The sequence below is a fragment of the Streptomyces sp. NPDC030296 genome (genome assembly GCF_055572815.1).
In genome coordinates, this window is record NZ_JBVICQ010000013.1 from 156,446 (window position 1) to 181,216 (window position 24,771).

A 24,771-nucleotide genomic window follows, 5' to 3' on the forward strand; every position below is an offset into this window, starting at 1 on the left:
GGGAGAGCGGACTGATGCTGCCGCCGTGGATGCTCTCCGCCAGTACGGGAGACGGCCGGGCCGCCCGTCATGCGGCCGAGGCACTGACGACCGCCTACCAGGCCACGATCGCCCGGCACTGGCCACGGATGCGCGCGGCGCTGAACGGGGAACAGGACGCCGCGATGCGCGCCCTGGCCTGTGGAGGATCGGGCCGATGCTGTCCTCGCTCCACCCGGCGATCCGCTGGAAGCCCCCGCTCCTCGAGGTGGACTACCGGCCGTTGGCCCGTGGGACGGACGTCCATCTGACGGGAAGCGGCATGGTGATCTGGAGGCCGCCGACGGGCGCCTCACCACCGGAGAGGTCGCACGTCGGCTGGGGGTCTCACCGGCCAGCGCCAGCCAGCACACGGCCGTCCTGCGGGAGGCCGGCCTGATCTGCTCGCACCGCCGGGGCAAGACCGTCCATCACACGATCACCTCATTGGGGAAGGCGCTGCTCGACGGTCACTTCTGACACCCGGCGCGCTGGTCTCCGCTCTGGGCCGCACGCTCGGGTCCAGCGCTCGTCCGCGCCCGGCTCACCGGCCGGCTCCGCAACGCCGGCCATCTGCCGTCACATGCGTCTTCCGCCTGGTGAGCGACACTGGTCCCGTGATTGTCGAACGCGCGTACGCTCATCTCTCCTCGTACGACGAGGACGCCTGGCCCTGGTCGGTGCCCTGTGTCCGCCAGCTGCTCGACGAAGGGCTGCGCTTCACCGCACCGGTGACCTTTCTGGTCGGTGAGAACGGTTCGGGGAAGTCGACCCTGGTCGAGGCGCTGGCCGAGGGGTTCGGGCTGGACTCCTACGGCGGCTCCCACGACTGGCGCTACGCCTCCTCGCGGGGCAAGTCGGAGCTCGGCGAACGGATGAGGTTCGACGCGGCCTCGCAAGGGCGCCGCATGATGACCAGTTGGCCGGCCCGCAAGGGCTTCTTCCTGCGGGCCGAGACCGCGTGGGACGCCCTGGACCGGGAGGGTTTCTCGCCGGACTCGGTCAGCCATGGTGAGGGCTTCCTCGCGGCGCTCCGCGGCAAGTTCCTCGACCCGGGGCTGTATGTTCTCGACGAGCCGGAGGCCGCGCTCTCCTTCTCCTCGTGCCTCGAGCTGATCGGGCACCTCGACCGGTTGGCGAAGGAGGGCGGCCAGGTCGTCTGTGCCACGCACTCCCCCTTGCTCACCGCCCTGCCGGGAGCGGACATCATCGAGGTCGGCGAGCACGGCATGCGCAGGGTCGCCTGGCAGGAGCTCGGCATCGTGGATCACTGGCGGCGCTATCTCGCCGACCCGCAGGCCTATCTGCGGCACATCGTCGAACCGTAGGCCGCGTCCCCCTCACCGTCAGGTCGCCGCGGCCGCCTGGGCGCGGGACAGGGCGACGTCGAGTACGACGAGCAGCGCGTCGCGCACCGAGCCGGTCCGGCGGGCGTCGAAGACGGTCAGCGGTACGTGGTCGGCGATGTCCAGTGCCCACCGCACTTCTTCCAGGTCGTGTTCGACCTCTCCGTCGAAGGCGTTGACGGCGACCGCGAACGGGATGCGCTTGTGTTCGAAGTAGTCCACGGCCGCGTAGCAGTCGTCGAGGCGGCGGGTGTCGACGATGACCAGGGCGCCGACCGCGCCGTCGACGATGTCGTCCCACATGAAACCGAAGCGGTCCTGGCCGGGTGTGCCGAACAGGTACAGCTTCAGGGTCGGGTCGAGGGTGATGCAGCCGAAGTCCATGGCGACGGTGGTGGTGGTCTTGTCGGGCGTGTGCGTGAGGTCGTCCACGCCCGCGGCGACCTCGGTGATCGCGGCCTCGGTGGTGAGGGGGCGTATCTCGGAGATCGACCCCACGGTGGTGGTTTTGCCGACCCCGAAGCCGCCGGCGATGACCAGCTTGACCGGCAGCGGCGGTTGTTCAACCGCTGTCGCGGAGTGTGCCCCGTGAGTCGGGGACGGCACGGAGACCATTGATAACCCTTCGCAGTACGGAGATGTCCTGGGCGGCCCGGGCGTGCGGCACGTAGATCGCCAGGTGCCCTGCGGCACACAGGTCCTCGGCGAGCACTCGGACGACGTTGAGGTGCAGGCGCAGACGGGCGGCCAGTTCAGCGACCGACTGCGGCCGTCGGCAGGCGGCGACGATGTCGTGGTGCTCGAAGGCGAGTTTGCCGAGGACGGAGAGCCCGGCCGCCGTCGACACGATCTGGGTCTCGATCGGGATCGGTGCCGCCGCGCCTCCCCCCGACACCCGGCCGGCGGTCAGCAGGAACGGGCGGACCGCGGGAGCACGGCCGACCGCAGCCTCCTCATCGTCCCAAGTCCCTTCTTCTGTCTCCTGTGGTTCTCGTCCACCGACCACCATGACGACCTCCTGCCTCGCGGGATGGGTCAGCCGACCACGGGGGCGCCGACGCTGTTCTTCAGCTCCATCACCAGTTGCGGGGTGAGCGCGGCTCCGGCGCGGTTGGCGAAGAGGGTCATCTCGTAGGCGATGTTGCCGAGTTTCGCCTCCTTGGAGGCGACCACGCCGAGGACGGCGCCGTTTCCGATGGCGGACACCAGTACGTGGCCGCCCTCCAGGTCGATGATGACCTTGTTGAGGCCGCCGAGGCTGTAGTTGCCGGAGACCCCGGCGGCGAGGCTGGTGACGCCGGACACGATCGCGGCGAGCCGCTCCGAGTCCGCCCTGTCGCGGAGTTGGGAGACCGCGATCAGCAGACCGTCGGAGGACACCGCTATGGCGTCGACGACGCCGGCGGTCTCCGTGGCGAAACGGTCGAGCAGCCAGGTGAAGTCGGCCGCGGCGGTGCGCAGATCAGTGGGCTTCGACTGTTCGGGGGTGCTGTCATCTGTCGACATGGTCACTGCCCGTCTCCTTCTGGCCTTCTGGGGTTTTCTCGTACTGCTGTCATGCGGTCGGGGTCCGGGTCCGCGGGCGTGGCGCTGTCCTGTTCGGCCCTGCGTACGGCGGCCTCGAACTCGTCGAGTTCCGCGCGGACGGCGTCGGCGTCGGCGGGCTGTCGCGCGGCGGGGATGTTCCGGTCGACGGTGGTGGTCGTGGCGAGCGTCGCGCCCCGCACCCGCCGCCGCAGTGGCCGGGCCGTCGTCGACGGGGAGGGCCCGTCGGGAGCGTCGGTGGCGTCGGTGGTGGTCGTGTTCGCGCGGGGCGGGATGCGTCTGGGCAGGTCACCCGTCGTGGGCACGGCGACCGGCCGCCGTTCGGGGGTGGTGGGGGTGGCCGTCGTGGGCGCGGCGGGCTTCGGTGGGAGTGCCGACACCGTCCCGGCCACGGCGGCGGGAGGCGGTGCGGCCTCCCCGGGGCTCAGCACCCGTGCGAGCGTCGAGGGGATCCACACGGTGCTGGTGACACCACCGCCCGGTGTGCGGCTCAGGGTGACGCGCAGGCCCAGGTGGCGGGCGATGTTGCCGACCACGAAGAGGCCGAGCACCTTGGTCGGGACGAGGTCGAGGCGTTCCCGGCGGACGAGGCGGGCGTTCTCCTCGGTGAGGCGTTCCGCGCTCATGCCGAGGCCGTGGTCGATGATCTCGATCAGTGCCCCGCCGTCCTTGGTGACGTCGGTGCCGGGCCGGACGACCACCTCGACGGTGGTGTCGGACGGGGAGAACGCGACGGCGTTCTCCATCAGTTCGGCCAGCATCAGCGTCAGGTCGCCGGCGATGTCGGGTCCCACGGTGATGTCCGTCTCGGAGCGCAGGGACACCCGCCGGAATCCCTCGATGCGGCCGAGGCCCGAGCGTATGACGTCGGCGAGGGTGACCGGCCGGGCCTCGACGTCGGTCTCCCGGATCCCGGCGAGCAGCATGAGGCTGTCGGCGTTGCGCTGGAGCCGTACAGCGAGGTGGTCGATGCGGTAGAGCCGATCCAGGAGGTCGGGGTCGGTCTCCTGCCGCTCGACGGCGTCGATCAGCAGCAGTTGCCGGGTGGTCAGGTTGCTGACCCGGCGTCCGACGTTGCCGAACATCTCGGCGACGTTGCGGCGGCTGAGGACCTGGCGTTCCAGCAGTGCGGCGGCGGTGACCTGCACCCGGTTGAAGGCCTCGGCCAGTTCGCCGATCTCGTCACGCACCGGGACGGGTATCGCCCGCGGGCTGAACGGGGTGCTGTCGAGGAGTTCGTCGTCCGCGACCCGGGCGAGTTCCTCGTCGGCGGCTTCGACCACCTGCCGTGCGGAGCCGGTCAGGGCTGTCAGGGGACGGATGACCGAGCGCCGGACCAGGACGCAGAAGGCGAGCCAGGCGGCGAAGCCGAGCAGGGCCGCGCCGAGCATGATCCAGGCCTTGCGCAGGGCGCCGGCGGAGGCGGAGTCGGCCTGTGCGGCGGTCTGGTCGATCAGGGCCCGGGTGATGCCGAGGCGGGTCTCGGCCTGTCGCTCGCCGGCGCTGATCTTCTTGCGCAGTTCCTGGGCGCTCTGCGACTGGAGGGCGCCCGGGTCGATCTGCAGCTCCGCGAACTGGGACGTGAGGTCGTTCTGTTCGGCGGCGCGCTCGATCTCGCCCATGGCGAGCCCCTGCGCCGGTGTGGCGATGCGGCCGAAGCGGTCGGCCTGGTAGGTGTAGAGCTCGTGGGCACCGGCCGCGCGCGTGTACTCGGTGAGGGCGTTGGCGTCCCGGGTCTGGGCCGAGAACACGGCGCTCTCGAACGCCGCGTGGGCGGCGTCGGCGCGCAGGATCGCGTCCAGCAGATTCGTCACCGAGGACGCCGAGGTGGCGGAGAAGCGGTCGAGGCCGACGCCGTCGATCAGATAGCCGACCGCGGCCGCGTAGGCGGGGTCGATGTTCGCGGCGGGGACGTAGTCCCGGTCGAGCTTCTCGCGCAGGACGTCCAGACCGGTGATGTAGGCGAGGGCCTGTTCCTCCTCGGCCGGGAGACTCGACCCGAACTCGGAGCGTACGGCCCTGACCTGCGCGTCGGTGGCCCGCTGGGCCTCGCGGTAGGCGGTGGTGGACGGCCGGGCCGCTCCGGGGCGGGCCGCCTCGTACTCCACGGACAGCAGCAGCGCCAACCGGTGTTCGGCCTGTACGTCGTTGATGAGCTTCGCGACCTGCTCGCTGTCGCGGACGAGTTCGGCGACCCGGTCGGCGTCCCCGGCCTGCTCCATCTGTCCGGTGACACCGACGCCGAGCAGGACACCGACGACCGCGATGGGCGCGACGACCAGGACGTTGAGCTTCCGCCGGAACGGCCACCGGGCGAGAACGGAGCCCGGTTTCCGGCGGAGCGGAGAGGTCCGGTCCACATGGCCGGGCGGCGGCTCCACTGTGTTCGCGGGCACGCTGGTCTCCTTGGGTGTGTGCTGATCGGCGGTCAGGGTGCTGTGACCGCCGGGCCGTCGACGCCCGGGGAACGGACCTGCGCGCTGACGCGACGGTCCGCCGGGCGTGAACGACCAGACCCGCGACGCGAGGTACTGATTCGCGTCACGTGTCCGGATCTCGTCGGCGGGAGACTACCGTCTTTGTGATCGCTTTGAGGCTGTACGTAATCAATACGTGATTACAAATTGTTCACGGCTGCCTACCGAGCGATGACCTCGCCGTGGAGGGGCAGGTCGAGGCCCTGCTACATTCCCACCCCGACGGCCTCCCGGTCACAGCCGGAGGCACCGTCATGACCGTTGTGCTTCCAGCCACCAGCTGGATCGGTCTCCTCCCCCCACGCGATCCCCGTACGCCCTCCTGCCCCCGAGGAGACCCCTGTGCACTCCACCCGCAAGGCGACGGCGGCCGTCGTCGCGTTCCTGGCCGCGACCGCCGCCACCACCGGCTGCGAGAGTGGTGCGACCGCCACCGCGGCACCCACCGCTTCCCGGGGACCTGGTTGCCCCGCGGTCCTCACCAAGGCGAAGCAGGCCGTCAGGGCGGCCGAGGACGTCAACGCCCCCTGGAGCGGCCCCACCGCCGGGCCCGAGGCAGTCTCCGGCCGGACCATCGCCTATGTCGCCCAGACCATGACCAACCCCGGTGTGTCGGGCGTCGCGAAGGGCGTTCAGGAAGCCGCGAAGGTCATCGGCTGGGACGTGCGCACCATCGACGGGCAGGGCACACCCGCGGGTATCCGGGCCGCGTTGGCCGAGGCCATCGCCCTCGAACCGTCCGGCATCGTCATCGGCGGCTTCGACCCCGGCTCCGTGAGCAAGCAGGTCGAACAGGCCGACGCCGCGGGGATCCCGCTCATCGGCTGGCACGCCACCGCCGCCCCCGGCCCCAGCACGAAGCCCAAGCTTTTCAGCAACATCACCACCAAGGTCGAGGATGTCGCGAAGATCAGCGCCGACTGGATCATCGCCCGGTCCAACGGCCGTGCCGGCGTGGTGCTGTTCACCGACGCCTCGATCCCGTTCGCGAAGCGGAAGTCCGAGCTGATCAAGAAGGAGCTGGCCACCTGCCCCGACGTCGATCTGCTGAGCTACGAGGACATCCCCATTCCCGAGGCCAACACCCGCACGGTCGAGAAGGTCTCGTCCCTCCATTCCCGCCTCGGCGACAAGTGGACGTACTCCGCCGCCATCAACGACCTGTACTTCGACCACGCCGCACCCGCCCTGCGCGCGGCCGGGCAGAAGGGCGACGGCGCTCCGTTCAACATCGGCGCCGGTGACGGCGACCCGTCGGCCTTCCAGCGCATCAACGGCAAGCGGTACCAGTCCGCCACCGTGCCCGAGCCTCTCAACGAGCAGGGCTGGCAGATCGTCGACGAGTTCAACCGCGCCTTCGCGGGCGAACCGGCCAGCGGGTACGTCGCTCCCGTCCACATCACCACCGCGGACAACAGCGGCGGCTCACTGTCCTGGGACTCCGAGGGCTACCGCCGGGCCTACCGCAAGATCTGGGACAAGTAGCGCCCTCGTCGAGCACGGGAGGGGCCGCACCCCCCCGACCTCCGGCCTTCGACCGTCGTCGAAAGGGCTTACTGTCCACCGTTATGTGCTGGCACCTTCTGTCATGTAGGGCAATTCAGGGGAAAGAAGCGACAGAAGGGACGGCACATGCTCAACAAGAAGGGGACCGTCGGCCTGATCAGCGCGGCGGCCGTTGTCGGTGTTCTGACCGCTACCGCACCGGCCGGTGCGGCGGAGGGCTCCGCTCAGACGTCCACGGCCCAGGGGAAGCACTGCGTGGTCGTCGTGGGCAAGGCGCCCAGCGACGGCGGCGTGTCCCCCGAGCTGTACCGGCACTGTGCGGACACCGCCGCGAAGGCCCGCGCCCAGCTGGCATCTCCTCAGGCGCGGGCCGCGACCGGCGGCAGGGCGGTGCAGTCGACGCTGCTGATGACGTGGTACAGCGACGACCAGTTGAGGGGCAACTCCACCGACGTCTACGGTAGTTCCGGCACCTGCGACTCCTCGGGCTACCGACTGAGCCCCGACGGCTACTGGTCGACGAACATCAGCTCGGCCACGGGATGGGGACGGTGCACGGTGGCGACCTTCCACAACCGTGCCCGCTCCTACGCCGCCGGGTTCAGGCTGCCGGCCCGCAACCTGGGATCGATCCTCAACGACAACGTCGGCCTCATCGACGTCTACTGGGGCTGATCCCTGACCGGACATCCGACATGAGCGCCCCTCGGTCCCCACGGGACCGAGGGGCGTGGTCGTGCGCGTGGCGCGCGGTCCGGGGGGGCCGGCGGTCGGCGACTGCCGCGGCTCATGGAGGAATTGAGCGAAAACCACGACACAGTGGCACCGCTGGGGCCTTTTTGCCCTCTCATCAGTCAGACAGTCTCCGACCCCACCTCGACCAGTGGGGATGGTGGATTCTGACCGTTCAGGGGGAACACATCCATGTCCAGGTACCACCACACACCGACCACACCGAGACGCCTCTCAGGTCTGCGACTCGCCGGTGCCGCCGTGACCGCGCTCGTCCTCGCGGCGACGGGGACGGCGACGCAGGCCATGGCCGTGCAGAACGCGCCGCAGAAGCCGGGTTCGGCGAGGACGACCACGCCGCCCGTGCCCACGCTCACCTGGACCGACTGTCAGGGTGGGTACGAGTGCGCGAACGCGGACGTGCCGCTCGACTACCGGAACCCGACCGGCCAGAAGATCACCCTCGCGGTGGTGCGCAAGAAGGCCGCGGACCCGGCCAAGCGCAAGGGCACGCTGTTCATGCAGCCCGGTGGGCCGGGCAACTCCGGGGTGGACTTCGTCCGCAACAACTACGACGACCTCCCGGCCGCGCTGCGCGAGTCGTTCGACGTGTTCGGCTACGACGTCCGCGGTGTCGGCCGCAGCTCGGCGCTCACCTGCTTCGACGACACCCGCTACTCGAAGGCCGTCACCGACGCCAAGGGCGTACCGGGGCGGGGTGCCTTCGGGCCGGCGCTGCGCGAGGCCGCCGAGTTCAACCAGGCGTGCCTCGACAACGCGGGCGCGCTGCTGCCGTACGTCGGCACCGAGTACGTCGCCCGTGACATCGACCTGCTGCGCCGGGCCCTCGGTGAGGATCAACTAACCTACTACGGGCGGTCGTTCGGCTCGTACATCGGCACCGTCTACGCGTCGATGTTCCCCAAGCGGGTGCGGGCGCTGACCCTCGACGGGGCGTACGACCCGTACAAGTACGCCTACCGCCCCTACGCGTACGACCGGGCCCAGTACCTGGCGCTGGACGGCGCGATGGGCCGCTTCCTCGACTGGTGCGCCGCCGACCAGGCCACCTGCGGGTTCGGCGACGGCGACCCGCGCGGGGCGTTCGATCAGCTGAAGAAGGACCTCGACGCCAACCCGGTCACCACGGCCAACGGCGGCAAGGCGAACGGCTACACGCTGGTCTACCGGCTGATGTTCAACATCAACGAGGGCAAGGTCATCTGGCCCTCCCTCGGCGCGGCCCTCAAGAAGGCGCAGCTGCGGGACAACACGTCCTTCCTGCTGCGTCCGCCGTCCCCGGCGAGCTTCGACTTTCTCGGCCCGAACGTGGTCGTCGAGTGCGTCGACAAGGACTACCCCGAGAGTCTGCGGAAGCTGTACCGGAACGTGACGGACAACGCCGAGGACGCGCCGCTGCTCGGCCCGGCCATGGCCTACGGTCCGCCCACCTACGACCACCAGCACGCCACCGCGTGCGTCCAGTGGCCCGCGGAGACGCCCAGCCGCTACGGCGGCTCCTTCCACGCCCGGGGTTCGGCGCCGCTGCTGGTTCTCGGCACCACCGGTGACCCGGACACGCCGTACCAGGACGCGGTCGCACTGTCCCGGCAGTTGGACAACGCCTCACTGCTGACGTTCGACGCCGAGGGGCACACGGCGTTCGGCCGCAGCGCCTGCGCGACGGACGCGGTCGTCAACTACCTCGTCGACCTCGTGGTCCCGGCCTCCGGGACCGCCTGCGCGGACGAGGTGCAGCCGCCGTCCTCCGCCCCGAAGGTCGCCCCGCCCGGGACGACGCTGACCGAACTGCGCAACGGCGTCGACGAGCGCGTGGAGCGCATCGGCGACGTGAGCTGACCGGCTCGCGCTGCGGGCCGGTCCATGAGCGGACGGCTCCGATCGCCGGAGCCGTCCGTCCGAAACGGAACAGGGGGCGCCCGACCCTCGATGACGCGCCCCCGCGTTTCGTCCGAGCGCACACGTTCATGCGAGCGCACACGTTCGTGCGAGGCTGACCAAGGCGAGTCTGGGAGAGCGAGCCGGTGGGACTGCGCATTCATTTCACGTACGAGGACCTGGCCCGGGTGGTGCTGGCGGAGGAGCCCGATCCGCTGTGGGAGGGGCTGCTCAGCCTGCATCTGCTGCAGAACCGCGACGGCCCGCTGGTCTTCGGGCACTGGCGGCGGGCCACGCGGGGTTCCTTCGACCCGGCGCTGTCCCGGCTGCGTCATCTCGCCCCGCCACGCGGCTACTCGGCGGACTTCCTGACCCCGGGAAGCGCGTCCGCCGGGTTCGAGGCGGGAGTGGACGCACTGCTCTCCACACCCCGCGCCCGTCTGCGGACCGACCTGACGGAACTGTCCCTCTCCCGCCCCCTGCCCAGTTGGGCGCGCCCGCTCGCCGACGGCGACCCCCAGGCGCTGCGAGGGCTCGGCGGCCTGGTCCGACGGAATCACGAACGGTTCGTCGCCCCCTTCTGGACGCAGGTCCGCACCCGTTTCGACGAGGCCCGGTCGGTCGCGGCGAGGGCCATGCTGCGGTCGGGTTTCGCCGGCCTGGCGGCGGGGCTGCATCCGAGCGTGCGCTGGTCGGCGCCGGTGCTGTACATCGCGGGCGCCCATCTGCGGGGAGACCTCCACTTACAGGGCAGAGGTCTGCGGATCATTCCCTCCTTCTTCTGCTGGCCCGGCCCGATCGTGCTCAAGGACGGCTCCCTGCCTCCGGTGCTCGTGCACCCGGTGATCCATGACCCCCGCTGGCTGGCACCCCCGCGAACGGCCGGTGCCGGCACTCACCAGGCGCTGGCCGCGCTGCTCGGGAGGTCACGGGCCGCCGTCCTGGAGGAGGTGGTCGAGGGCCGGACCACGAGCGAGATGGCGCTGCGCCTGGGGATCAGTCCGGCGACCGTCAGTCACCATGTGTCGGTGCTGCGGGAGGCGGGCCTGCTCACGAGCCGCCGGATCGGCGGCGCCGTTCTGCACAGCGTCACCGGCCTGGGCACCGACCTTCTGGACAGCGGTCGGACCAGCGGAACTCGGCCACGCCCGAAAGCCGTGGTCGGGGTCGACCGGTGACGGGACGACGGGGCAGGCAGGAGGAGGGAGTTCGCATGACTGTGCGCGAGTGGGCCGCGGCACTGTCCGCGGCAGCGGCGATCGCGGTCCCGACGGTCGGGCCCGACGGTACGGCCGCCGCCCACACCGACCGCCATCGAGGCTCCCCCCCAGGAGTGACGTCTTCTGGACGCCGGTCTGGTACGTCATCGCCTGCTGAGCCGACAGCCCGGTCGGTGTGCGGTGCGGAACTCGGGCGTTCACGGGTGTCGGGAGCGGGGCGCCGGCTCCGTCCTCGGTATACCGGTGGACTCAGAGGACCGCACCGCGCAGAGGGAGAACCGTCATGACGCTTCAGCGGATGGACAACGTCGGCATCGTCGTCGCAGACTTGGACGCCGCCGTCGCCTTCTTCACCGAACTGGGCATGGAGGTCGAAGGCACGGCACAGATCGAGGGCCTCTTCGCGGACCAGGCCGTCGGACTCGACGGCGTCCGCAGCGACATCGCGATGATGCGGACCCCTGACGGCCACGGCAAGCTGGAGCTCGCCCAGTACCACGCCCCCGCGGCGATCGGCGACGCCTCGCACAACCCGCCGCCCAACACGCTGGGCCTGCATCGGGTCATGTTCGCCGTCGACGACATCGACGACACCATCGCCCGCCTGCGCCCCCACGGCGCCGAACCCCTCGGCGAAGTAGCGCGCTACGAGGACATCTACCGGCTCTGCTACCTCCGCGGCCCGTCCGGCATCATCCTCGCGCTTGCGGAACAGATCGGCTGACGGAAGGTTGATCCAGATTCAGGGTCCACCCCTGAGCCGGAGCCCGATCAGAAGGCCGGCTCGGTGTGTCCCTGGTGGGGTCCCTGGGTGCGTGCCTTGAGCAGCGTGTCCCGTAGGCGATCGTGGGCCATGGCGAGGCAGGAGTGGACGGCACCGCTCGCCACCGAGAGTCCCAGAACCTGGGAGACGGTGGTGATGCGGGGAACGGCCGGCAGGGTGTGCTCGAGCCGCTTGCGTACCTCGGGGAGCACCTCGTCCACCCACGGGCTCAATCTGCCGACGAAATAGACGGATTCCGGATCGAGGGTCACGGCGACGATGCTCACGGCGGTGGTGAGCGCCGTCGTGAACGCGTTGAGCGTCTCCGTACGGGCTGGTGGGTTGTGCGGCGTCGGCGACAGGTCCTCGACGCGTTCGACGTCCCATCCGTGGTCGCGAGCGAACTTCACCAACCCCCCGGTGCTCAGCAGATCGTTGAGGGTGTGGTCGTCGATGCCCGAGGAGAGGGCACCGAGGTCGCCGAACGCGGGGGTACGGCCCCGAGCCAGTTCGTGGTCCTTGCAGGTGGCGAAGTTCAGGGTGCTGCTGACGCTGAACAGGGCGGCGTTGCGGATGCTCGTGTCGTCGTTGAGCACCTGGAGCAGGGACGCGTTCGCGTCGCTGTCGAAGGTCACCGGAGCGTCCAGGAGTTCCTCGACGGTTCGCTGGAGATCCCTGCCGGAGAAGATCCTCATCCGATCGGCGGGACGGAAGACCTCGGCGCCGTCGCGGACGTGGGCAGGCAGTGCCGCGACGACCTGGCGCAGTGGCCCTCGTGCGGGCGCCGCCGTCTGCGCGATCAGGTCGACCAGCCACCGGCCGGCCTCGGAAACGTCGTCGTGCTCGACCGTCGGAACGATCGTCTGGCCGATCTCCCGGCCGCGCAGGTCGGTCACCAGCACGCCGGTGGTCACGGCGCCGAAACCGACCCCCACGACGTGTCCGGCCGTCTCGGGCACATCGAGGTACGTCGACGGACGGCCACGCCCGACGACGGCGTCGACTCCCCCGTCCACGACGAACCCGTCGGCGCGCAGTTCCTCGACGGCCCGCGACACCGTCGCCTTGCTCAACCCGGTGACGTCGATGAGCTTGTTCCGGGTCAACGGCGCACGGGAGAGAAGCACATCAAGGACACTTGCCTTGTTGTAGTCGCGTGGTGTGGGGTTGATGCTGCTCACCTCATGACCTTATCGAGACCGTGCGTGGTCCGAACCGAGGGTCCTGGCCGGGATCTAGCGACGGGTGCTCAGCAGGCGGGCCACGATCTCCTCCAGGTCGACGGCCATGGCCCGCTCGACGTTGACCCAGTCGTCCCTGGCGTGCTCGAGGAGGTAGTCCCGACGCTCCGGTACTCGATCCGCGCGCCAGTGGGTGACCAGCGCGCGCAGCGTGAGGCGGGCGAGCGCGGCAACGGGCAGGAGCGGGAGTTCGGTGTCCTTGATCGGGCGAGCTCGCTCATAGCCCGCGACGAAGCCGCAAGCCTCGTACCAGGGGTCCTCGGGCGTCCGTCCGAGCAGGTTCGCGAGCGAGACGGCGGGATCGAAGATCAAAGCGCTGCGCATGCTGTCACCGAAGTCGATCACTCCGGTGACGAAGCTCTCGTCCTGTGGATCCACCAGGACGTTGTAGGGGCTGTAGTCACCATGGATCACCTGGGTCTCCAGCTCACCGAGCCGCGGAACGACCGCCTCGTGGAAGAGGCGGAAGACTTCCCGGGCCAGCCGGCGGTGCGCGGGGTCGGGCGTGTGGTCGACGAGTTCCCGCAGCTGGTCGAAGTACCGGAGGTCCCACACGAGGCGCCGCTCGTCCGAGGGATGCCTGAACGACCGCAGGGCCACATCCACTCGCCCGAGCATCTGCCCGGCCAGGGCCAGCTGGTGGGGATCGGGGTCCGTCCGCGCCAGAACGGTGCCTTCGACGAAGTCGAGGACACGCAGGATCCGCACCGCGCCGTCCTTCGTCTCGATCGGTACGTGGTCGCCGCCCTCGATGGTCTCCTTGACCCGCTGGGTGGGGAGGTGAGGGGCGGTGGTTTCGAGGTGGCGCATCACAGCCGTCTGCAGAGCCACGACAGCCACCGCCTCGTCGGGCGGGGACACCTTGACCAGGTGGTCGGCGGTGTCGGTGCGCAGCCGGAACGTGTCGTCCTTCTCGGTCGCCAGCCGTTCGAGACGTCCGCTCAGTCGGTAGTGCCGGGCCAGGAGAGTGTCCACCACGTGCGTCGCGATGGGCTCGTGGGAGGACGCCAGGCCGCTCTCCTCGAACAACTGCCGGGCGATACGGGCGGGGGGCGAGGTGTTCACCGTTCGGTCCCTTCGGGCGGTCGGGCTTTCGGCCTGCTACAGGCGCTTCTCGGCGATCTCCGCGAAGGTCTCGAGGAATCGCGTCACATCGTCCGAGTCGAAGGCCAACGGCGGTCGGATCTTGAGCACATTGACTGCTTCGCCGGTGCCGCTGATGAGAACACGGCGCTCACGCATGTCGTTGATGACGTGGTCGGCGAGGACACGATCGGGCTCCAGCGACTCCCGGTCCTTCACCAGCTCGACTCCCACGTACAGGCCGCTCCCGCGGATCTCCGCGACGTAGGGCGACTCGCGGGTGATCTCCTCGAGACCGGCGCGCAGTGCCCTGCCGCTGTCGAGGACGCGCTGCCGTACGTTCTCCGCTTCGAAGACGTCCAGAACCGCCGCGCCGGCGGCGACCGCGATCGAACTGCCCGCGAAGGTGTTGAAGTACCGGACGTTCCGTCCGAACTCCTCGCACACCTCAGGCCTGAACACCACGCCGGAGATCGGCATGCCGTTGCCCATGGGCTTGCCCATGGTGACGATGTCCGGAACAACCTCATGGCGGCTGAACCCCCACATCGAGTCTCCGAGCCGGGCGAATCCCGACTGGACCTCGTCGGCGATGTACACGCCGCCCGCGGCGTGCACTTCCTCGACCATGTCACGCAGGTAGCCGACCGGATCGGTGAAGATGCCGTCGCTGGAGTACGCGCAGTCCGTGATCAGCGCCGCGAGCCTGTAGCCATGGCGTTCGAGGTCGTGGACGGCGCCGCGCACCTGGCTTCGCATGTGGTCGGCGAGTGATGAGCCGGGCGGGACGAGTCGCGGATCCGGAGCGTCGATGACGCGGACGTTCGGCCCGAGCGGTGAACCGTCGCCGAGCGTCGGCGAGAAGCTCGCGACTTCGCGAGTGAGACCGTGGTAGGCCCAGCGTGTCACCACGATGCCCTCGCCGCCCGTGTGGAATCGCGCCACGCGTACGGCCAGGTCGTTCGCCTCCGACCCGCTGCACGCGAAGCTGACCCGGGAGAGCTCCTCGGGCATCGTCGCGAGGAGGCGCTCGGCGTAGTCGACGAGTGATTCCTGCACGTAGCGCGTGTTGGTGTTGACCGCCGCCAACTGACGGGAGACGGCCTCGACGACGTGCGGGTGGGCGTGACCGACGCACGGCACGTTGTTGTAGGCGTCGAGGTAGTCGTTGCCGTCCCGGTCGACGAGGTGGGCGCCGTGGCCGGAGACGAACTCGACCGGCTCCCGGTAGTTCAGCGCGTAGCCCGGGCCCAGCACGTTGTTCCGCCGCCGGACGGTCGACCGCAAGCGCTCGGGCAGGTCGCCGAGCGCTGCGGGATCGAACCTGTTGGGGTAGTTGGCCAGCGCCCGACTCGGTGTCGATGTCATCAGCAGGTCCCCTCTCTACATGGCGTGCACGCAGCTCGTCGTGGCTGCTTGGAGAGGAGCCTACCAGATATTGTTTCAGTTCCAGCCTGAAATATATTAAGACGAGCCCGACTACGACCAGGGCAGGACCAGCGCTCCCCAGGCGACGATGGGACCGAGGGCGACGATTCCGCCGGTGTAGCCGATGACCTGGCGGTAGAAGCGGCGGGGGTCGACGCCCCGGGCGTTGCTGAGGACGAGAGCGCCGTTGGTGGAGAAGGGGGACGTGTCGACGATCGTCGTGGAGATGGCGAGGGCGGCGATCAGTCCGGCGGCGTTGAGATGGCTGGAGAGCAGCAGCGGGACGGCGATGGGGATGATCGCGGTCAGGATCGCGGTGGAGGAGGCGAAGGCGGACGTGACGGCGACGGTGAAGCACAGCAGGAGGGCGACGACGAGCGGTGCGCCCAGGCCCGCCGCGTGCTCGGAGATGCTCTCGATGACGCCGGCCTTCTCCAGCATGGCGATGTAGGTCATCATGCCCGCGACCAGCAGCAGCGTGGACCAGCTGACGCCGTCCACGGCCTTCTCCTGCCGCTTCATGTCCACCAGGGCCAGCAGCGCACCGGCCCCCAGGGCCAGGAAGCCGATCTCCAGGTGGAAGCCGAGGGCGCCGACGACGAGGGCGACCAGGCAGGCGAGGGTGAGCCACTGGCGCCAGTCGGGCCTTCCGGACACCGCGAGGTCCTCGTCGGCGGCCGCGTCGTCGGCTCCCTCGGCCAGCGGCGCGGGGCGCTTGGCCAGCAGGGCGTAAGTGAGCGCCGAGAGCACGAGGTTGATGAGGAAGCTGGCGCTGAACAGCGTCACCGCGGAGACATGCAGGTCGGTCTTGTCGACCAGGCCGAGGACGAGGGCGCCGGAGACGGCGAGCGGGGAGAACGCGCCCGCGTGCCCGCCGCTGATCACCATCATGCCGACGACCAGCGGGTTGAGCTTGTAGCGGTAGGCGAAGTTCATGCCGATCGGCGCGAGGATCGCGACCGCCGCCGGCGTGAAGGTGCCGAACGCCGTCAGCAGGGCCGCCACCAGGAACAGCACCCAGGGGATGAGCGCGACCTTGCCGCGCACCAGCCGTACGCCGGCCGCGACGAGCCAGTCGATGGTGCCGTTGCGGCGGGCGACGGAGAAGAGGTAGGTGACGCCGACGATGGTGACGAAGAGCTTCGCCGGGAACCCCTCGAAGATCTCGTCCTCGGTGAGGCCGAGCGAGGCGGTGCCGACCGCGAAGGTGGCGACGAAGGCGAGGATGCCCAGATTGATCGGCAGCACCGTGCCGACCACGAACATCACCAGGAGCGCGCCTATGGAGATCACTTCAGCAGACATCTTTGTCCTTGTGCGATGGGGAGGGACGCGCCCCGAGGGCGCGAGGTTGCCCCGGCGCGGACGGCTGGGTACCGGCAGGCCGAGGTGATGTTCATCCCGTTTCAGGCGGCTTGCGTGGTGCCTGTGTCCGGGACGTAGATGCGGGCGTCGGCGAGCAGCCGTGCCGCGCGTTGCACGGTGACCCGCCGGGGCAGGCCGTCTTGTACGTCGGTGCAGCGGACCGCGACGATGCCGGCGGGAGTGCCCAGGCGCAGCCATTCGTCGGTCGGGCCGCCCGTGGTCCGGCAGACCACGGAGCCGGTGACGAGCCCGGCCGCCGCGAGGGCGACGGCGGAGGTCAGGCCGATCGCGGGGTGCGGGGCGTTCATGCTGAGCATGCGCACCGAGACGTCGTAGTCCTCGGCCGCGACCGGTTCACCGAGGGTGGTGGTGTACGGAACGGGCGGCCCGACCAGGCCCACCTTGGGCACCGCGTCGCCCGGTTCGCTGCCCGGTTCGAGCAGCCCCATCAGCGGAGCGGCGGCATGACGCACGGAGCGCAGCCAGGGCACGTCGGTGTCCATCCGGTCCAGGGACTCGGCTCCGGTGCGACCGGCGTCGAGGGCGTCGACGAGGACGACGGGCGCCCCGGCGTCCACCATGGTCACCCGTACCGGCTCGGCGTCGGCGATCCGCAGGCTCTGCGCGGCCTGTCCGGTGGGGAGCAGTAAACCGGTGGTGCCGCCCGCCGGTTCGAGGAAGGTGAGGCCGACGGCGACCCCGCCGGCCCGGGTGCCGGGTACGGTCTGGCGGCCGAAGTGGTGGACGACGCCGCCGGTGGTGTCGACGAGCCCTTCGAGGACCGCGCCCGTGTTGGTGTTGCGCATCACCACGCGGGTCCGATCGCCGGTGATCGCCACCATGCCCTTCGTGACCGCGTAGAGGGCGACGCCTGTGGCGCAGTTGCCGCAGTTGCTCGTCCACTCGACCGAGCCGGTGCCGATGCCCACCTGGGCGAAGAGGTAGTCCACGTCCACGCCGGGTTCACAGGAGGCGCTGACCACCGCCGCTTTCGAGGTGGTGGGGGTCGCCCCGCCCACGCCGTCCAGTTCCACGGGGTCGGTGGCGCCGTACGCGGAGACCAGCAGCTTCTCCAGTCGGCCACGGTCGGCGGGGACGTCGACCTGGTTGAACAGCCAGCACTTGCTGGTGCCGCCTCGCACCAGGGTCGCGGGAGTGTGCACGTCTGAGGCTCTTTCTTGCTGAACGAGGGGAGGTGAGGGCCGAGCGGTGGTTACCGGCGCATTGCGGGCCGGTAAACCGCTCGGCGACTGCGGAGACCTTCGCAGAGGCGTGACTTCGGAACAATCGCAGTTCGCTTCACATGGGTTTAGCTCAGCTAAAGTCACAGGCATGTTGAACGTACGTCGGCTGCTGCTGCTCACCGAGGCCGCCGAGCGCGGTTCGCTCACCGCGGCGGCGGAGGCGCTGGGCATGACCACGTCCGCCGCCTCGCAGCAGATGTCCCTGCTGGAGCAGGAGGCCGGGCAGCCCCTGGTCGAGCGGCTGCCACGGGGGATCCGCCCCACCCCGGCGGGTGCCGCGCTGGTCGAGCGGGGCCAGGCGATCCGTCGCGAACTGCGCGCCGCTCAGGCCGACTTGGACTCCTTCACCGCCCTCGATCAGGGCACGTTGCGGCTCGGGTCCTTCCCCACGGCGAGCGCGTCCCTGCTGCCGCTCGCGCTCACCCGCTTCCGCCGCCGCCACACCGGAATCCGGATCGAGGTGCGCGCGGGTGTTCTTGCGGAACTGCGGGAGATGCTCCACACCGGGGAGGTGGAGCAGGGGCTGCTCTGGGACTACGAGTGGAACCGGGTCGACGATCCGGCGCTCTCCCTCACCCACCTGCTGGACGACCCCACGGTGCTGGTGGTCCCCGCCGACTCGCCCCTGCGTACGCATCCCTCCGTGCGGCTCGGGGATCTCGCGGACCAGGAGTGGATCATCCGCGCCGACAACCACCCGGTCGCCGACGTCCTGCGCCGCAGCTGCCGTCAGGCGGGGTTCGAGCCACGCATCGCCTACGCCTCGCACGACTACCAGGAGGCGCAGGCCATGGTCGCCGCCGGACTCGGGATCGCGCTCGCCCCGCGTCTGGCCCTCACCAGCCGCCGCAGCGACGTACGCCTGCTGCCCTTCGCCTCCGACGTGCCCGCGCCCACTCGCCGCATCCTCCTCGCGCGCGCCGCGGCCCGCCCCGCCACCCCGCCCGCCCAGGCGATGGCCCGCGTCCTGCGCACGGTGGCGCAGCGGTTCACCGCTCCCGGACTGCACCGGGCCCAGCTCGGGGCGGTTCGACCCGGCTGAGGATGAGGAGCAGTCCACGGGCCGTGGAAAGGCCGTGCCGCCGCGGAGAGGGGCTCCGCGGCGGCACGGCAAGGAATGGGCAGGTCAGGGTCAGGCCCAGGGGTTCACTGCGGTGAAGGAGCTGTCGGCTCGGAATGTGTCGGTGTCCTGGTAGGTCTCCACCCGGAGTTCGTAGTTGTAGTGACGGAGGTAGCGGCCGGGGTAGTTGTACGACTCCAGGCGGACGGAGCCGGCGACGCTGCCCGGACGGGCGCAGTAGGTGGCGTCCTTGTTGAAGACGGCCGTGTTGTTGCTGGTGTCGAAGCGGATGCGGAAGTCCCAGTGGCGCATGTAGCGGCCGGCGGAGTCGCGGAAGGAGTAGCAGTTGGCGTCGGCGAGGCCGGGCACGACGGTGAGGGTGGCGCTCTGCTTGACGGCGGTGGTGCTGGACGCGGTCACCGGGTCGATGTAGCCGAGGCTGTCGGAGCGGACGACGGCGTAGCGGCCGGGATAGTTGACGGATTGCAGGGACCGGGTGGTGTTCGTCGGCAGGGTCACACCGCCGGGGACGGTTTCCTTCAGCACGGTGAGGTGACGGGCGAAGCCGGTGAGGCCGGGCAGCTCGGTCGGGGGCGTCCAGGTGGCGAAGTTGTCGTAGCTGTCGCTGTACCAGTACTTGTGGGCGCTGTAGCCGTCGTAGTAGATGCGCCAGCCGCCGTTGTCGAGCGGGACCAGGGCCGGGCCCTCGACCCAGTCACCGAAGCCCGCCCAGTTGCCGGTCTTGCGGAAGGTGTAGGGGCCGGTGAGGCTGGAGGAGGTGGCGTACTCGATGTACTTCGTCGTCTCGTTCTTGGTGAACGCGTGGTAGGTGGAGCCGATCTTGACGATGAAGGTGTCGATGTAGTTCGGGCCGATGCCGGACAGTTGGGTGGGCGCCGACCAGGTGGTCAGGGCGGAGTTGGTCGCCGTGATCTTGTAGGCGGTGAACTGGGTGGCGGTGCTCGCCGTCGTCAGCGACACGATGATGTTGACGCTGCCGTCGCTGTCGACGAACCACTCGGGTGCCCAGGTGCGGGTGAGTCCGCTGATCGGGATCGTGTAGTTGTACAGGAACGTCCAGTTCACCCGGTCGGTGCTGCGGGCGAAACCGATGGTGTTCCCGGTCCAGTTGGTGGTGTAGGTGATGTAGTAGAAGCCGTCGGTGTGCTTGAAGATGCTGGGGTCGCGGATCAGCCCGGACGGCGGGGTGTACGCCGGGCCCTTGCGGAGGGTGAAGCCGGTGGCGTCCGGCGAGTCGTACACGTACATGTTCGACTCACTGGAGTTGGTGAACGCGGTCATCGTGTACCGCGTGGCCTGCCCGGCCGGCGGGGCGGCCGCGGCGGCGGTGCCCTGGAGGGCGGGGACGCCCAACAGGACCAGCAGCAGTGGGCCCAGCAGGGCGAGCAGCGTTCTCTTGTATCTTCTCAACTTTTCCTCCGGGCTGTGCCTGTGCCGCCTGAGCGATCACCGCCGTGACAGGAATGCCGATTTGTTCGGAATTACGAACACTGTGCGACAGCTCGTGCAGAAGATAGATTTCCGCCACGGGCGCGTCAATGTTTCCGACGGGTTCCGTTCCGTTTACATCAGCCATCTCGCCCCTGCCGCCTGACACATCCGATGTCCGACGTGGCCAAGTGCGGCTTGGTGGGAGCCGATTCGGTGTTTCGGCCACCGGTTCACGTCCAAGGCCGCGCGCCCCGGCCAGCCTGACGCGTCGGCGCCGAAGGCGATGCCGAACTTCCTGCGCTGACCGGAACGGGCGGGTACAGCGAAGCGGCCGCTGCGCGGTGTCCTGTTCCCGGGCGCCGGCGAATCGCGTGTTCGTCATCGGCGAAGACGGCTGTGGGACATGGACGTTGCTGTGAGGGTGGGGCGATGCATACGACACCTGACGGACGCCCTGTACCGCCCCCGCACGCCGACGAACGCACCACGCTCGAGGCGTGGTTGGACTTTCACCGTGCGACCCTCGCCCTGAAGTGTGCGGGCCTCAAGGATGAGCAATTACGGCTTCCGGCGTCACCCTCGTCGATGACGCTGCTGGGGCTCGTACAGCACATGGCCGAAGTGGAACGCAACTGGTTCCGGCGTATATTCGCAGGTCAGGACGTGCCGCCTGTCTTCGGGACGGACAATGTCGACGGCTTCGCGCTCCAGCCGGACCGCGGACTCGACGAGGCGACGGACGCCTGGCAGGCGGAGATCGCCCGAGGCCGTGCACTGATCGCAGACGCGTCGATGGACGACTCCGGCCGTCTGCCCGATCAGGAAGCGGGGCACGCCGGCGGTCCGAGTGTCTCCCTGCGCTGGATCCTGGTGCACATGATCGAGGAGTACGCACGGCACAACGGCCATGCCGATCTCATCCGCGAGCGGATCGACGGAGCCACCGGGGCGTAAGACGCGCTCGCCCGGCCCCGAGGACGGCGAGGCCGGGCTCGGATCGCCGTGGTCCTCCAGTGCACGCGACAGTGCCTGATCCGTCGGCCGCGTTCCCCGCTCGCCCCTGATGCGCCTGCCGGAGGGCGCCGGGGGCGCGCCGGTGAGGTGGGTGAAGAACTTGCCGAAGTGGGTGGGTTCGGGGAAGCCGAGGCGGCGGGCGGCGGTCGCCACCGGTTCGTCGGTGGGGGCGAGCAGACGCCTGGCCTCCAGAGCGACACGGCCGTCGAGGACGTGCTTCACCGGCTGCCCGGTGGCGGTCGCGCAGGCTCGCGTGAGAGTCGTGACGGTGTGGCCGAGTCGGTGGGCGTAGTCGGCGGCGCGCCGGGTCCTGTGCGGGAGTTGGAGGATCTCCGCCGAGAGCATGGCGGCGGCCCTCGGCCTCGCGTCCGGTCCGGTGAGCCCGGGATCCGGGCCGCGTCATCGTTTCCTCGGCGGCGGTGCGTTCGCCAACTTGCGTACTGTGAGAAGCAGTTGGCGTTACTCGTGGGTGACAGGAGCTGTTTGAGCCGATCTGCGACTGCATGCCGCCATGGATGTGAAGGATTCGTGACGGACTCGTGTGCGTGTCGGATGCTGGTTCGGGCTCCGGCGCCGGGATCCCGCACCACCGACCAGCACACACATTCGTCGAGCCTGCCACGAGGAGTACCATGAGGAAGTTGCTCCGCCAGGGCGTCATCGGCCTCTCGGCCGCCGCCTCGCTCGCACTGTTACCCACCGCGGCAACCCCCGCCGCGGCCGCTCCGTCCGCCATCCCGTCCGGGATGACCTGGACCGTGCTCGCCCAGGGCGCAGGGAACGGCACCGTCCGAGTGGGGGCGGACTCCGCGACCGACCCGTACTACGGCGACACCCCGGCCACGGCCACGCTGCCCGTGCTGTGTCTGCGCGTCACCGGCAGTGGCGTGCCCGCCGGCATCACCCCGGACTTCTACGCGGGCTGGGCTCGTGGCACCGTCGCCGCCACACCTCCGGTCCAGGGCAAGACGCTGACGAGCCTCGCCGTCGCCAACAACCTCTGCGTCCAGTACTACGGCGCCGGTTGGCGCATGGCCGAGTTCCACGACGGCCGCTACGGCAGCAACCTGGAGTCGAGTGGCGGCTGGTCGTTCTGGGCCCACGGGTACCTCCCCGCGAACACGCGCTTCTGGGCCACGATCAACGACCAGCCCGCGAACCCCTGGAACTGAGCGGCCGTCGCACTCCCCGCCCCACCGGTCCGCAGGTGTGAGCGCACCGTGCGGGAAGGCGTCGTCGCGGCGTCTTCCCGCACGGCAGCGGTCGGGGCCCGGGGCTCACGGACCCGGGCCCGGGTCCGGTTGCACGGCCTCGGTGATGCCGGCCCGGGCCGCTTCGAGTTGCGCTGCGAACGCGATGCCCAGGAACAGTGCCACGCCCGTCACATTGGCCCACAGCAGCAGGGCGACGAACGCCGTCAGCGGTCCGTACACCGCGCCGAACGAACCGCTCTCGGCGACATACAGCGCCAGCAGCCAGGTGGCTGTGACCCACAGGACCAGGTGGACCGCCGAGCCGAACGCGAGCCAGGTGTAGCCCGGCTGGTCCCTGCGCGGGGCCCAGCGGAAGATCACCGCCGACGCGATCCAGGCGAGTGCCACGCCCAGCGGCACTTCGAGGGGCCGCCACCGGTCGAGCCAGTGCTCGGACCAGCCGAGGGCCTCCACCACCGCGTTCCCCACGGCTTCCCCGGCGACGAGGACGAGGAAGCCCAGGACCATCGGCATGCCCGCCGCGAGGGCGAGCAGCAGGGCCCGCCCGTACTTGGAGAGGAACGGGCGGTCCCGTTCGATGCCGTAGATGCGGTTGGCGCCTCGCTCCACCTGCCCCATCGCCGAGGCGAGGTTGAGCACCGCGAAGGCCAGGCCCAGCCACATGGCGACGGCGTTCCACACCCCGGAGCCGGCGCTGCGGGCCGTGGCGTCGAGGGCGTCCTCGACGAGCTTCGCGCTGGCGCCCGGGACGATCCGTCCCAGGGTGAGTTCGATGATCCGCCCCACGCTCTCGGTGTGCACCGTCGTGGCCACGCCGACCAGCGCGATGGTGAACGGCACCAGGCCGAGGACCACTTGGAAGGCGAGCGAGCGGGCGTTGGTGAACCCGTCGGCATAGCGGAAGCGGGCGAAGGCGTCGAGGAGGAGCCGACGGCCTCCGTAGTGACGCAACGCGGTGAGCGCCTCGTCCCCGGACAGCTCCTCCCCGATCATGTCCCGGGTCTGCGGGACGTGCACGACGGTCCCCATCGCGAACGGCTCCTCCTGTCTCGTTGTCACGGCCGGACGATAAGACGTGATCTTGCCGCCGGTAGAAACCGTACAACCGGAGGAGCGTCGAGGTCCTGGTGCCGGGTCAGCGGGGGCGTGATCCGCTCGCCGGCTCCATGTAGAAGACGTAGGCGATCAGCTGCCGCAGGCGTTGTCGAGTCGGAGACCGTTGATCTGGAGGTTTCGGCGGCTGCCCTGGTCGCCCGCCCCGTCGGAGAGGTCGGTGTGGCTGCCGTTCCACGGGAGCGCTGTGGAGTTGACGCGCAGCAGCTGGTCAGCGGGACGCGCCGAGAAAGGCGGTGACCTCGTCGGCGAACCGCGCGGGCGCGTCGTGGTGGACGACGTGACCGGCGGGCAGCTCGGCGAGACGGACTCCGCCGGCGCGGCGGGCGGCCATGTCGGCGGCGTGCTCGGCCGTCAGTTCGTCGCTGCGCGTTCCACGGATCAGCAGCGTGGGGCACGACACCGCGGTCCAGTCGTCCCAGTGATCGCCGTTGAGGGCCTTCTGGGAGGCCACGGTGTCGGCGGTGTCGAAGGAGAACCCCCAGCCCCGCTCCGTCCGCCGGAAGGAACACTCCAGATAGGGGGCCGCCGTGCCCAGAGCGGCCACCAGCGCCTCCCTGGACGGCATGACGTCGGGAAGGCGCGTGGTGAACGACCAGTCGCAGTCGACGACCGCACCGATGTCCTCGACGATCAGCGCGCTCACCTTGTCCGGGTGGCGGGCCGCGAACTGGTAGGCGTTCACTCCACCGAGGGAGTGTCCGAGCACCGCCACGGGACCGGCTGCCAACTGCCGGTGGAAGGCGGCCAGGTCGGTCACGTACTCGTCCCGCTCGTAGGTGGGGGTACGGTCGGAGTCTCCGTGCCCGCGTTGATCGAGGGCGATCACTCTCCACCGTGGGGTCAGTGCCGCGGCCAGCGGCGCGAACGCCGAGGCTTCGTTGTAGTGCCCGTGCAGGGCGAGAAGCGGTGCTCCCGGACCCCCGAAGTCGAGATACGACAGCTTCCGCCCGCCCACCATGAAGAACTCGCGCATGGTGCGGATGGTAGGAGACGGCACTGACACGTCATGGCTGACCAGAGGTGCCTCGGCTCTCTTCCCGGCGGCGCG

At 69.9% G+C, this 24,771-nt stretch carries 22 protein-coding genes and 1 pseudogene; 10 read left to right on the forward strand and 13 right to left on the reverse strand.

Features of this window, described 5'->3' with window-relative positions; all coding sequences use genetic code 11:
- Nucleotides 1-180: 180 nt before the first annotated feature.
- Nucleotides 181-498 (forward strand): helix-turn-helix domain-containing protein, encoded by a 318-nt coding sequence (locus tag ACZ4Z3_RS32450; RefSeq protein WP_468504374.1) that lies wholly within the window; start codon nucleotides 181-183, stop codon nucleotides 496-498.
- Between the two features lie 137 nt (nucleotides 499-635).
- Nucleotides 636-1,346: an AAA family ATPase gene (locus ACZ4Z3_RS32455; RefSeq protein ID WP_468504375.1), complete on the forward strand. Its 711-nt coding sequence runs from the start codon at nucleotides 636-638 to the stop codon at nucleotides 1,344-1,346.
- Nucleotides 1,347-1,364: 18 nt separating this feature from the next.
- Here the strand turns inward: ACZ4Z3_RS32455 and ACZ4Z3_RS32460 are convergent, their stop codons facing one another.
- The 4 genes from ACZ4Z3_RS32460 to ACZ4Z3_RS32475 are packed head-to-tail and all read right to left on the reverse strand — an operon-like array spanning nucleotide 1,365 to nucleotide 5,305.
- Complete coding sequence (locus ACZ4Z3_RS32460; protein WP_107466472.1) at nucleotides 1,365-1,979, reverse strand: GTP-binding protein; 615 nt, start codon at nucleotides 1,977-1,979, stop codon at nucleotides 1,365-1,367.
- Entirely contained in the window at nucleotides 1,927-2,373 is a 447-nt protein-coding gene (locus ACZ4Z3_RS32465; RefSeq protein WP_468504376.1) for a DUF742 domain-containing protein, read from the reverse strand. The genes ACZ4Z3_RS32460 and ACZ4Z3_RS32465 overlap by 53 nt, the downstream gene beginning before the upstream one ends.
- 26 nt (nucleotides 2,374-2,399) lie before the next feature.
- The gene (locus ACZ4Z3_RS32470) at nucleotides 2,400-2,876 is read right to left on the reverse strand and encodes a roadblock/LC7 domain-containing protein (RefSeq protein ID WP_055539139.1); all 477 of its coding nucleotides are present in this window, start codon (nucleotides 2,874-2,876) and stop codon (nucleotides 2,400-2,402) included.
- The gene (locus ACZ4Z3_RS32475) at nucleotides 2,873-5,305 is read right to left on the reverse strand and encodes a sensor histidine kinase (RefSeq protein ID WP_468504377.1); all 2,433 of its coding nucleotides are present in this window, start codon (nucleotides 5,303-5,305) and stop codon (nucleotides 2,873-2,875) included. The genes ACZ4Z3_RS32470 and ACZ4Z3_RS32475 overlap by 4 nt, the downstream gene beginning before the upstream one ends.
- Before the next feature lie 423 nt (nucleotides 5,306-5,728).
- Between ACZ4Z3_RS32475 and ACZ4Z3_RS32480 the strand changes: the two genes are divergently transcribed.
- From ACZ4Z3_RS32480 to ACZ4Z3_RS32500, 5 genes are all read left to right on the forward strand, one after another.
- A complete protein-coding gene (locus ACZ4Z3_RS32480) occupies nucleotides 5,729-6,871 on the forward strand; it encodes a substrate-binding domain-containing protein (RefSeq protein WP_468504378.1) in 1,143 nt (380 codons plus the stop codon).
- Between the two features lie 147 nt (nucleotides 6,872-7,018).
- The gene (locus ACZ4Z3_RS32485; RefSeq protein ID WP_468504379.1) at nucleotides 7,019-7,567 is read left to right on the forward strand and encodes a hypothetical protein; all 549 of its coding nucleotides are present in this window, start codon (nucleotides 7,019-7,021) and stop codon (nucleotides 7,565-7,567) included.
- Between the two features lie 249 nt (nucleotides 7,568-7,816).
- Nucleotides 7,817-9,484 (forward strand): alpha/beta hydrolase, encoded by a 1,668-nt coding sequence (locus ACZ4Z3_RS32490; protein WP_468504380.1) that lies wholly within the window; start codon nucleotides 7,817-7,819, stop codon nucleotides 9,482-9,484.
- A gap of 185 nt (nucleotides 9,485-9,669) precedes the next feature.
- Nucleotides 9,670-10,701 (forward strand): ArsR/SmtB family transcription factor, encoded by a 1,032-nt coding sequence (locus ACZ4Z3_RS32495; protein WP_468504381.1) that lies wholly within the window; start codon nucleotides 9,670-9,672, stop codon nucleotides 10,699-10,701.
- A 325-nt stretch (nucleotides 10,702-11,026) separates the two neighbouring features.
- On the forward strand, nucleotides 11,027-11,467 hold the full coding sequence (locus tag ACZ4Z3_RS32500) for a VOC family protein (RefSeq protein ID WP_468504382.1): 441 nt from the start codon (nucleotides 11,027-11,029) through the stop codon (nucleotides 11,465-11,467).
- 47 nt (nucleotides 11,468-11,514) lie between these two features.
- On the opposite strand, the gene ACZ4Z3_RS32505 is transcribed toward ACZ4Z3_RS32500, so the two are convergent.
- The 5 genes from ACZ4Z3_RS32505 to ACZ4Z3_RS32525 all read right to left on the reverse strand — a co-directional run bounded on the left by ACZ4Z3_RS32505 (nucleotide 11,515) and on the right by ACZ4Z3_RS32525 (nucleotide 17,786).
- The gene (locus ACZ4Z3_RS32505; RefSeq protein ID WP_468504383.1) at nucleotides 11,515-12,687 is read right to left on the reverse strand and encodes an ROK family transcriptional regulator; all 1,173 of its coding nucleotides are present in this window, start codon (nucleotides 12,685-12,687) and stop codon (nucleotides 11,515-11,517) included.
- Nucleotides 12,688-12,741: 54 nt separating this feature from the next.
- Complete coding sequence (locus ACZ4Z3_RS32510) at nucleotides 12,742-13,812, reverse strand: phosphotransferase (protein ID WP_468504384.1); 1,071 nt, start codon at nucleotides 13,810-13,812, stop codon at nucleotides 12,742-12,744.
- Nucleotides 13,813-13,848: 36 nt separating this feature from the next.
- A complete protein-coding gene (locus tag ACZ4Z3_RS32515; protein ID WP_468504385.1) occupies nucleotides 13,849-15,198 on the reverse strand; it encodes an aspartate aminotransferase family protein in 1,350 nt (449 codons plus the stop codon).
- Nucleotides 15,199-15,309: 111 nt separating this feature from the next.
- Complete coding sequence (locus tag ACZ4Z3_RS32520) at nucleotides 15,310-16,563, reverse strand: SLC13 family permease (protein WP_468504386.1); 1,254 nt, start codon at nucleotides 16,561-16,563, stop codon at nucleotides 15,310-15,312.
- A 101-nt stretch (nucleotides 16,564-16,664) separates the two neighbouring features.
- Nucleotides 16,665-17,786, reverse strand: a complete 1,122-nt coding sequence (locus ACZ4Z3_RS32525) for a PrpF domain-containing protein (RefSeq protein WP_468504387.1) — start codon at nucleotides 17,784-17,786, stop codon at nucleotides 16,665-16,667.
- 169 nt (nucleotides 17,787-17,955) lie between these two features.
- Between ACZ4Z3_RS32525 and ACZ4Z3_RS32530 the strand changes: the two genes are divergently transcribed.
- On the forward strand, nucleotides 17,956-18,909 hold the full coding sequence (locus ACZ4Z3_RS32530; RefSeq protein WP_099969408.1) for a LysR family transcriptional regulator: 954 nt from the start codon (nucleotides 17,956-17,958) through the stop codon (nucleotides 18,907-18,909).
- 90 nt (nucleotides 18,910-18,999) lie between these two features.
- Here the strand turns inward: ACZ4Z3_RS32530 and ACZ4Z3_RS32535 are convergent, their stop codons facing one another.
- Nucleotides 19,000-20,358, reverse strand: a complete 1,359-nt coding sequence (locus ACZ4Z3_RS32535) for a glycoside hydrolase family 43 protein (RefSeq protein ID WP_468504388.1) — start codon at nucleotides 20,356-20,358, stop codon at nucleotides 19,000-19,002.
- A 450-nt stretch (nucleotides 20,359-20,808) separates the two neighbouring features.
- Here ACZ4Z3_RS32535 and ACZ4Z3_RS32540 point away from each other — a divergent pair, with 450 nt between their 5' ends.
- Nucleotides 20,809-21,333: a DinB family protein gene (locus ACZ4Z3_RS32540; protein WP_468504389.1), complete on the forward strand. Its 525-nt coding sequence runs from the start codon at nucleotides 20,809-20,811 to the stop codon at nucleotides 21,331-21,333.
- Between the two features lie 186 nt (nucleotides 21,334-21,519).
- Here the strand turns inward: ACZ4Z3_RS32540 and ACZ4Z3_RS32545 are convergent.
- Nucleotides 21,520-21,738: pseudogene (locus ACZ4Z3_RS32545) on the reverse strand (helix-turn-helix domain-containing protein); the annotation flags it as partial.
- A gap of 287 nt (nucleotides 21,739-22,025) precedes the next feature.
- Here ACZ4Z3_RS32545 and ACZ4Z3_RS32550 point away from each other — a divergent pair.
- Entirely contained in the window at nucleotides 22,026-22,565 is a 540-nt protein-coding gene (locus ACZ4Z3_RS32550) for a hypothetical protein (RefSeq protein WP_468504390.1), read from the forward strand.
- A gap of 105 nt (nucleotides 22,566-22,670) precedes the next feature.
- Here ACZ4Z3_RS32550 and ACZ4Z3_RS32555 read toward each other — a convergent pair whose 3' ends face one another.
- Nucleotides 22,671-23,636, reverse strand: a complete 966-nt coding sequence (locus ACZ4Z3_RS32555) for a YihY/virulence factor BrkB family protein (protein ID WP_468504479.1) — start codon at nucleotides 23,634-23,636, stop codon at nucleotides 22,671-22,673.
- A 295-nt stretch (nucleotides 23,637-23,931) separates the two neighbouring features.
- A complete protein-coding gene (locus ACZ4Z3_RS32560; protein WP_468504391.1) occupies nucleotides 23,932-24,696 on the reverse strand; it encodes an alpha/beta fold hydrolase in 765 nt (254 codons plus the stop codon).
- Nucleotides 24,697-24,771: the final 75 nt, after the last annotated feature.